The organism is Arsukibacterium sp., assembly GCF_033722355.1.
In the GTDB taxonomy this organism is placed as follows: domain Bacteria; phylum Pseudomonadota; class Gammaproteobacteria; order Enterobacterales; family Alteromonadaceae; genus Alishewanella.
In genome coordinates this window covers 1-6,639 of sequence record NZ_JAWVZF010000152.1, presented here as the reverse complement: position 1 = coordinate 6,639, position 6,639 = coordinate 1, and the positions used below count along the sequence as shown (strand labels likewise).

6 protein-coding genes are annotated in these 6,639 nt (G+C 50.7%); 1 reads left to right on the top strand and 5 read right to left on the bottom strand.

Going from position 1 to position 6,639, the window contains the following annotated elements; genetic code table 11:
- From R3177_RS12110 to R3177_RS12095, 4 genes are all read right to left on the bottom strand, one after another.
- The coding region (locus R3177_RS12110) for a RelA/SpoT family protein (protein WP_318971289.1) at nucleotides 1–1,056 on the bottom strand (1,056 nt) is incomplete at its 3' end.
- 116 nt (nucleotides 1,057–1,172) lie between these two features.
- Nucleotides 1,173–1,448, bottom strand: coding sequence for a DNA-directed RNA polymerase subunit omega (gene rpoZ, locus R3177_RS12105; protein ID WP_318971288.1), 276 nt, complete (start codon nucleotides 1,446–1,448; stop codon nucleotides 1,173–1,175).
- 48 nt (nucleotides 1,449–1,496) lie between these two features.
- A complete protein-coding gene (gene gmk / locus R3177_RS12100; protein WP_318971287.1) occupies nucleotides 1,497–2,129 on the bottom strand; it encodes a guanylate kinase in 633 nt (210 codons plus the stop codon).
- A gap of 80 nt (nucleotides 2,130–2,209) precedes the next feature.
- The gene (locus R3177_RS12095; RefSeq protein WP_318971286.1) at nucleotides 2,210–2,686 is read right to left on the bottom strand and encodes a DUF4442 domain-containing protein; all 477 of its coding nucleotides are present in this window, start codon (nucleotides 2,684–2,686) and stop codon (nucleotides 2,210–2,212) included.
- 168 nt (nucleotides 2,687–2,854) lie between these two features.
- Here R3177_RS12095 and R3177_RS12090 point away from each other — a divergent pair, with 168 nt between their 5' ends.
- The gene (locus R3177_RS12090) at nucleotides 2,855–5,809 is read left to right on the top strand and encodes a diguanylate cyclase (RefSeq protein ID WP_318971285.1); all 2,955 of its coding nucleotides are present in this window, start codon (nucleotides 2,855–2,857) and stop codon (nucleotides 5,807–5,809) included.
- Between the two features lie 72 nt (nucleotides 5,810–5,881).
- Here the strand turns inward: R3177_RS12090 and R3177_RS12085 are convergent.
- Nucleotides 5,882–6,639: hypothetical protein (locus R3177_RS12085; protein WP_318971284.1), on the bottom strand; the 758-nt coding region annotated here is incomplete at its 5' end.

The window sequence follows — 6,639 nt, the reverse complement described above, 5'->3', positions numbered from 1 at the left end:
TGCCGTGGTATCTTTATGCTCACCATTAGATTTATACATCCAGTGCGCGGCAATACCTTTGTCGGCCATTTCATCCATTTCACGGGTACGCATCTGAATTTCGACCGGAATACCGTGCGGACCAATTAATGATGTGTGAAGGGACTGGTAACCATTTTGTTTTGGAATGGCAATGTAATCTTTAAAGCGAATTTCAATAGGTTTATACAGGTTATGAACCAGCCCGAGAATGCGGTAACAGTTATCTACTGAGTTTACCACCACGCGGAACGCGTAAATGTCCATGACGTCATTGAACATCAGCTCTTTGTTTTTCATTTTGCGGTAAATGCTGTACAGGTGTTTTTCACGGCCACTGACATCAGCTTCAATACCGGCATCGCTAATCCTGCCGCGGATTTCATTCTGGACCTTTTCCAGCAACTCGCGCCGGTTACCGCGTGCCTGCTTTACTGCACTGCCCAGCGCCCGGTAACGCATCGGATATAAAGCCTGAAAGCCCAGATCTTCCAGCTCGTTTTTAATATTGTGAATACCGAGCCGGTTGGCGATAGGGGCATACAACTCCAGGGTTTCTTTGGCAATCCGGCGGCGTTTTTCCGGCCTGAGGGCGCCGAGCGTGCGCATATTGTGGGTTCGATCGGCTAGTTTTATCAGAATAACCCGGATATCCTGCGTCATCGCCATAAACATTTTCTGTAAGTTTGTGGCCTCAAATTCCTGATAATCTTTGAATTTAACTTTATCGAGCTTGCTGACGCCCTGCACCAGTTCAGCGACCGTATCACCAAACAGCCGGGCTAAATCTTCTTTGCTGTATTCGGTATCTTCAATAACATCATGCAGCAGCGCGGCCATCAGGGTTTCATGATCCATCCGCATTTCTGCCAGAATACTGGTGACGGCGACCGGATGAGTAATGTAGGGTTCGCCGCTGGAGCGGGTTTGCGGCGCATGCGCATCGCGCGCAACCACATAGGCCTGCTGCACCAGACTGACCTGTTCGGCAGGCAGATAGGCGGAAATTTGATTTTTCAGGCCTTCAAATAAGTACACAAACGCTCCCAAACTTCGACAGCTATCACTTTTTAAGCGGGTTAGTTAAGAATATACGTCGAAAACACGAAGATGCCAACGGCTAAAGCGCCGCTGGCTGAGTTTGGCAGGAGTTATTACTGATCAGAACCGATAATTGCAGCTACCGCGGCCATTTCAGTGGCTTCCTGCTGCATTTGGTCACGTTTTTCCTGTTCATCAAGAATGCTGTTGGTAATAAAACCCTGCTCAATTTCACGCAGCGCCACAACGGTCGCTTTGTCGTTTTCACGGTCAACCAGTGGTTCTTTGCCTTCGACTGACAGTTGGCGGGCACGACGGGCCGCAACCAGAATTAAATCGAAACGGTTACCAATTTTATCTACTGCATCTTCAACTGTTACGCGAGCCATTCGCCACTCCGGAGTGTTCAGGTATATTACAAGACCGCTAAGTTTACGCTATTTTGCCGGTTTCGCCAACAGTTGCTTAAGCAGTGCCTGCTGCTTGTATAGCTGGCTGGAGTAGCTGCTGCGCTGAGCCAGGACAATACGTTCAAACTCACTGAGGGCACTGTCAAAGTTGTCGTTAATAATCAGGTACTCATATTCATCGGCATGGCTCATTTCGCTTTGGGCCTGAGCCATCCGTCTGGCAATAACACTTTCGCTGTCCTGACCACGCTTTTCCAGTCGCTGCTGCAATTCACTGAGGCTGGGCGGCAGAATAAAAATACCCAGCGTACCCGGCGCCTGCTCGCGGATCTGGCGCGCACCCTGCCAGTCAATGTCCAGAAATACGTCTATGCCCTGGCGCAGGTTAGCGACAATAGCGCTACGGGAGGTACCATAGTAGTTGCCGAATACTTCGGCCCATTCCAGAAACTCGTTATTGGCTATCAGGGTCTTAAACTGCTCTGCACTGATAAAGTGATAGTGCACGCCGTCAATTTCCCCCGGCCTCGGTGGACGGGTGGTATGCGATACACTCACCAGCATATCGCCGTGTTTTTTTAATAACGCACTGATAAGGGATGACTTGCCGGCGCCACTTGGTGCCGAGACAATAAAAAGGTTACCACTGAGTTCTTGCATCGTTTCACTCTGACAGGCCGGGGGCCGGTTAAATTAAACGGCAATTTTAGACTGTCCGCTGCCCCGGTGCAAACCTGACGCTAACGTCTGGCTTTCGCCTTAACAGATAACGTCAGGGTGAACGTCGCCATCGGTTCTGTGCCATGCAGGCTGGGGCAGGTTACCACTACCGTTACCGGTTTATTGATCCGCTCACCACTACTTAGCGACTGGTCGAGCATCTGGTCGATAACGTCACCATCGTTGCTGGTAAAATGAACAGTAGCTTCAGGGCGCTTTAAAAACTGGCCCTGTACATCTTTAAAAGCGAAATTGGCGTTAATACCGCGGGCTTTAGCTTTAGAGAATACCAGAAATGCACCGGCCAGATCGGCGCCGATAGCAAGGGCACCAAAATAGACACTGCCCAGATGGTTCTTCGTCCGCCAGCTGTGCGGCATGGTGACTTCCAAAGTCTGACTGCTCATCCTGATAATCCGGGGCGAGCAAAAACCAATTAACGGAATATAGCGCCAGGCAAAGAGCTTAAGGCCCCAGTTAGCTTTAAACAAAGACATAGCAAGCCTGATGTAAAACGGACAGTTGGCAGAGCTTAGCACTGGTAAGACCAATAGTGCAACCCTACCGCTTAGTGGTTAAAAATCACCATTCGTCAGCTTTTGCTAACGCTTTTTAGTAAAGTGACAACTATTATCAGTGTGTGAACAGAGCAAGGAGCTGGCCTGGTGATCAGAGTTATTGTGACAGCGATACAGCTAGGGATGCTGTGGTCAGTCAGTTGCGCCGCAATGGCTATGCCTGGCGCCCTGGATAAAGCATCGCTGCTGTTTCGCGGCTGGTCCGTTGAGGCAGGGTTACCACAGGTATCGGTTACGGCCATGGTTCAGGATAAACAGGGCTATATGTGGTTAGGAACTCAGGGAGGACTGGCAAGGTTTGATGGTCATCAGTTTCGGGTGTTTAACACGGCTAATACACCGCAACTGCAATCTAATTTAATTACCGCTTTGTACATTGACAGCCAGCAACGGCTGTGGATTGGCACAGTAAATGGTTTAAGTTATTACGCAGACAATAAATTTACTGTTGTTGAGACCCGTCATTTAAAAGCCGGCTCGGTTAGCAGCTTCGCAGAGCTGGCTGATGGTCGTTTTTTTATCGGTGCTAATCAGCTTTATCTGTGGCAGCAGCAACTTGTGCCGGTCGCCGAGCATAGCGGACCGGTGTTTCAGCTTAATCAGCAGCACAATACATTATGGATTGGCGGGCAGCACGGCTTTGGTGTTTATCAGCAGCAACAATACCGCTGGCATCCGGCGCCCGACACCACCGAAGCACTGCAGATTACCGAACTTACAGTCCGGGGAGGTGTCATTTTTCTTGGCACAAACAAAGGACTGTACCGCTGGCAACAAGGACGCTGGCAGCTGCTGGAGCTGCCAGATGCCGGCCCGGACAGCAAGATTGAGCTGATCTATCAGGACAAACAGCAGCAGGTATGGGTGTCAACACTCAATGCACTGTATCAGGTTAAAGGCGCTCAGGTTATTCCGGTACAGCAGCCAGGCACCACTGATAAACCCTTCCGCTGGATCGAAAGTATGCTCGAAGATCAGCATAACAATGTCTGGCTGGGTAGCCGTACCCAGGGTGTTATGCGCTTACGCAATGCTATGACGGAGCGTTACAGCACTGCGGCAGGGATACCCGATCCGTTCAGTTGGGCAGTGCTGCCCTGGCACCGCCATTTAATGGTCGGCACCAGCCAGGGTATGGCACTGTTAAAAGAAGGGGGGTATCAGCCGTTACTGGCCAATCAGCAGTTAGCCAGTCCCTATGTTTACAGTATGTTGCATCAGCAGAATAATTTATGGGTAGGTACCCGGGCAGGGCTGAGCTTACTGAATGCAGATACGCTGGCCTGGCAGAAAAACTTCGAGCAGACTGCCCATTTGCTGATTACCACATTAACGGCTGAACAGCAGCGGATCTGGGTTGGCAGCAACGGCGGGCTCTTTGTTCTGGACAATAATACATTATCACAACAAGGTATCACCCCACCTTTAAATGAATTAAGTATCAGGGCGATGCTGGCAGACAGCCACGGCCGCTTCTGGGTGGGAACCGAATCAGGCTTGTACTTACGTAATGCCGGTGAGTTTGAGCCGGTGCTCGATATTCCTCTGGCCCACAAGTTTATCAGTGTGATAACAGAATTTTCTGATGGTAATCTGCTGATTGGCAGTTTTGACCACGGGTTTGTATTAGGAAAACCGGGCCACTGGCAGCATTTCAGTCAGCAAAATGGCCTGCCCGGCAATGGCGTAATGTATGCTGCGCTGGTGAGTGATAAACTCATCATCAGCAATTTTGAAGGGTTTTACCGGCTTAATTATCCGGCATTGCAGCAGGGCAATGTATCTGAGCTTTACATGCTGGTGGATGATCGTCAGCCGGAAGCGGCGACCGACTCGCACCGCTGTTGTAATGGTGCCGGCAGTAATAAAGGCGCTGTGCATCAGGGGCGGATCTGGTTTCCGACCCTTGACGGCATTATTGCGTTGCGGCTGGACCGCCTGAACAGCACTGCGCCAGTACCGATACCGGTGATTGAAAGTTTAACTGTGGCTAATCAGAAGTTTAATACTGAAACTGTCACGCTGACACCGGCCCAGCGGGATTGGCATTTCCGGTTCAGTGCGCCTTATTATTATCAGGCATCGTCGATGGATACCCGCTACCAGCTTGAGGGCTACGAGCAAGACTGGGTTGTCGCCGGCAGCAGGCGCGAAGCGTTTTATACTAATCTGCCGCCGGGCCATTATCGTTTTAATGTTCAGGTAAAAGTAGCCGGCGATTATCGCTGGAGCGATGCGGCGATGATGGCCATTCAGTTACAGCCATACTGGCATGAAACTTTCACTGCGCGGGCAATGTTACTGGGTGTATTACTGACCTTGTTCTGGCTGATTTATCGTCTGCGGTTAAAGTCACTGGCTCATGCCCGGGCAGAGTTGAGCCGTCAGGTTACTGCGCGGACGCATGAGTTATATGAGGCTAATCAGAAACTGCAACAAATGAGTATGCAGGATGCGCTGACCGGCTTGCATAACCGGCACTATCTGGATGTCAATATTGATGCAATGCTGGCCAGGGCACAGCGCAATCAGCAACCACTCACCTGGATTTTACTCGACTTAGATTACTTTAAGCGGATTAACGATCAGTACGGTCATCAGTTCGGGGATACTGTGCTTAAGCATTTTGCCGGTATTTTGCAGCAATACAGCCGCAGTAATGATCATCTGATCCGCTGGGGCGGAGAGGAGTTTCTGCTGGTGCTGGAGCAAAGCAGTGAAGTAGAACACTATATTAAGCGGCTAACTCAATTAGTGCAAAACTACCCCTGGCATCAACAGTTGGGTGTCCCGGTTAATATTACCTGCTCAGTTGGCGCAATGATCCAGCCCGCAGAGTGGGACTGGCAGTACAGTTTGTATCTGGCCGACGCCGCTTTGTATAAAATTAAGAACAGTGGCCGGGCTGATTATATGCTGCTGCAACCGGGGCCCGAGGCACCTGCCAGTATCAGCGGCAGTGAAGACAGAGCTGAACTGGATGTGCTGCTGGCCAGAAACTGGCTGAGCGCCAGCTGCGGTAAACAGGTCGCTGAGGTTTAAGCTGGCCACAACTGTTTATTACGAGTTTTGCCCCTGTCACTGTCCCGACAGGAGCAAGCCCGGTTCATATTGTTATTGGGCGATGACCTTAATGCCGGGCGTCCAGGGACCACCAGCGTCGACAATCTTATTTTGCAGTTCAGGCAGCACCGAACCTTGCAATGTCTGAATGCGTGAGCTGGCGCTATCAAGGGCGTTAAGGGCATAACCAAGCTGCTCTTTGTGCTGCGTGGTTGGGCCATACGAAGACCATGAAGCAGACATGGCGTATCGTAGTCTGCTGACAATATTGGCCGGTTTAATACCCATTCTGTCACGCGACTGTAAGCCGAACATCTCGGTTGAAATGGCATTCAGTTCATCGGCTATAGCGGCGTATTGTTGTTCCAGTTTAGCGATATCTCCCGGGGTATGGTTTATGGCTTCACGGACCAGCTTGAGAGTGTTGCTCAAGTCTTTGAACACGGCTTCAACCGAAGACAGGCGTCTGTCTGCTGCAATTAACCGTTCGGTAAATGCAACGGTCTGCGCTGATGAAGGCCCTTCTATGGCTGGCTCGTAAATGGCTTCAAGCGTGATGGCAACAGGGGCGGCCAGTTGCGATATCTGGCTGCCTACGCGCTGATACAAGGTTGCTGTATAGGTACCTGGTGGCGCCATAAAACCATTGCCATGCTCATCCTCTTCACCCTTGCTGACCTTTACTACTGCACTTTGCGGGGCAAAGGTCATATCCCAGGTAATCCGATGCAGGCCTTTTTTGGTGTCGCCGGCAACGCGGTTGATCACTTGCTGTTGGCTATCGGTGATCTCGATATACACAGCCGGTT

What these genes read in the sequence shown, in the direction of transcription:
- rpoZ (WP_318971288.1), bottom strand. Translation starts at nt 1,448, where the DNA reads ATGGCTCGCGTAACAGTTGAAGATGCAGTAGATAAAATTGGTAACCGT.
- R3177_RS12095 (WP_318971286.1), bottom strand. Translation starts at nt 2,686, where the DNA reads ATGTCTTTGTTTAAAGCTAACTGGGGCCTTAAGCTCTTTGCCTGGCGC.
- gmk (WP_318971287.1), bottom strand. Translation starts at nt 2,129, where the DNA reads ATGCAAGAACTCAGTGGTAACCTTTTTATTGTCTCGGCACCAAGTGGC.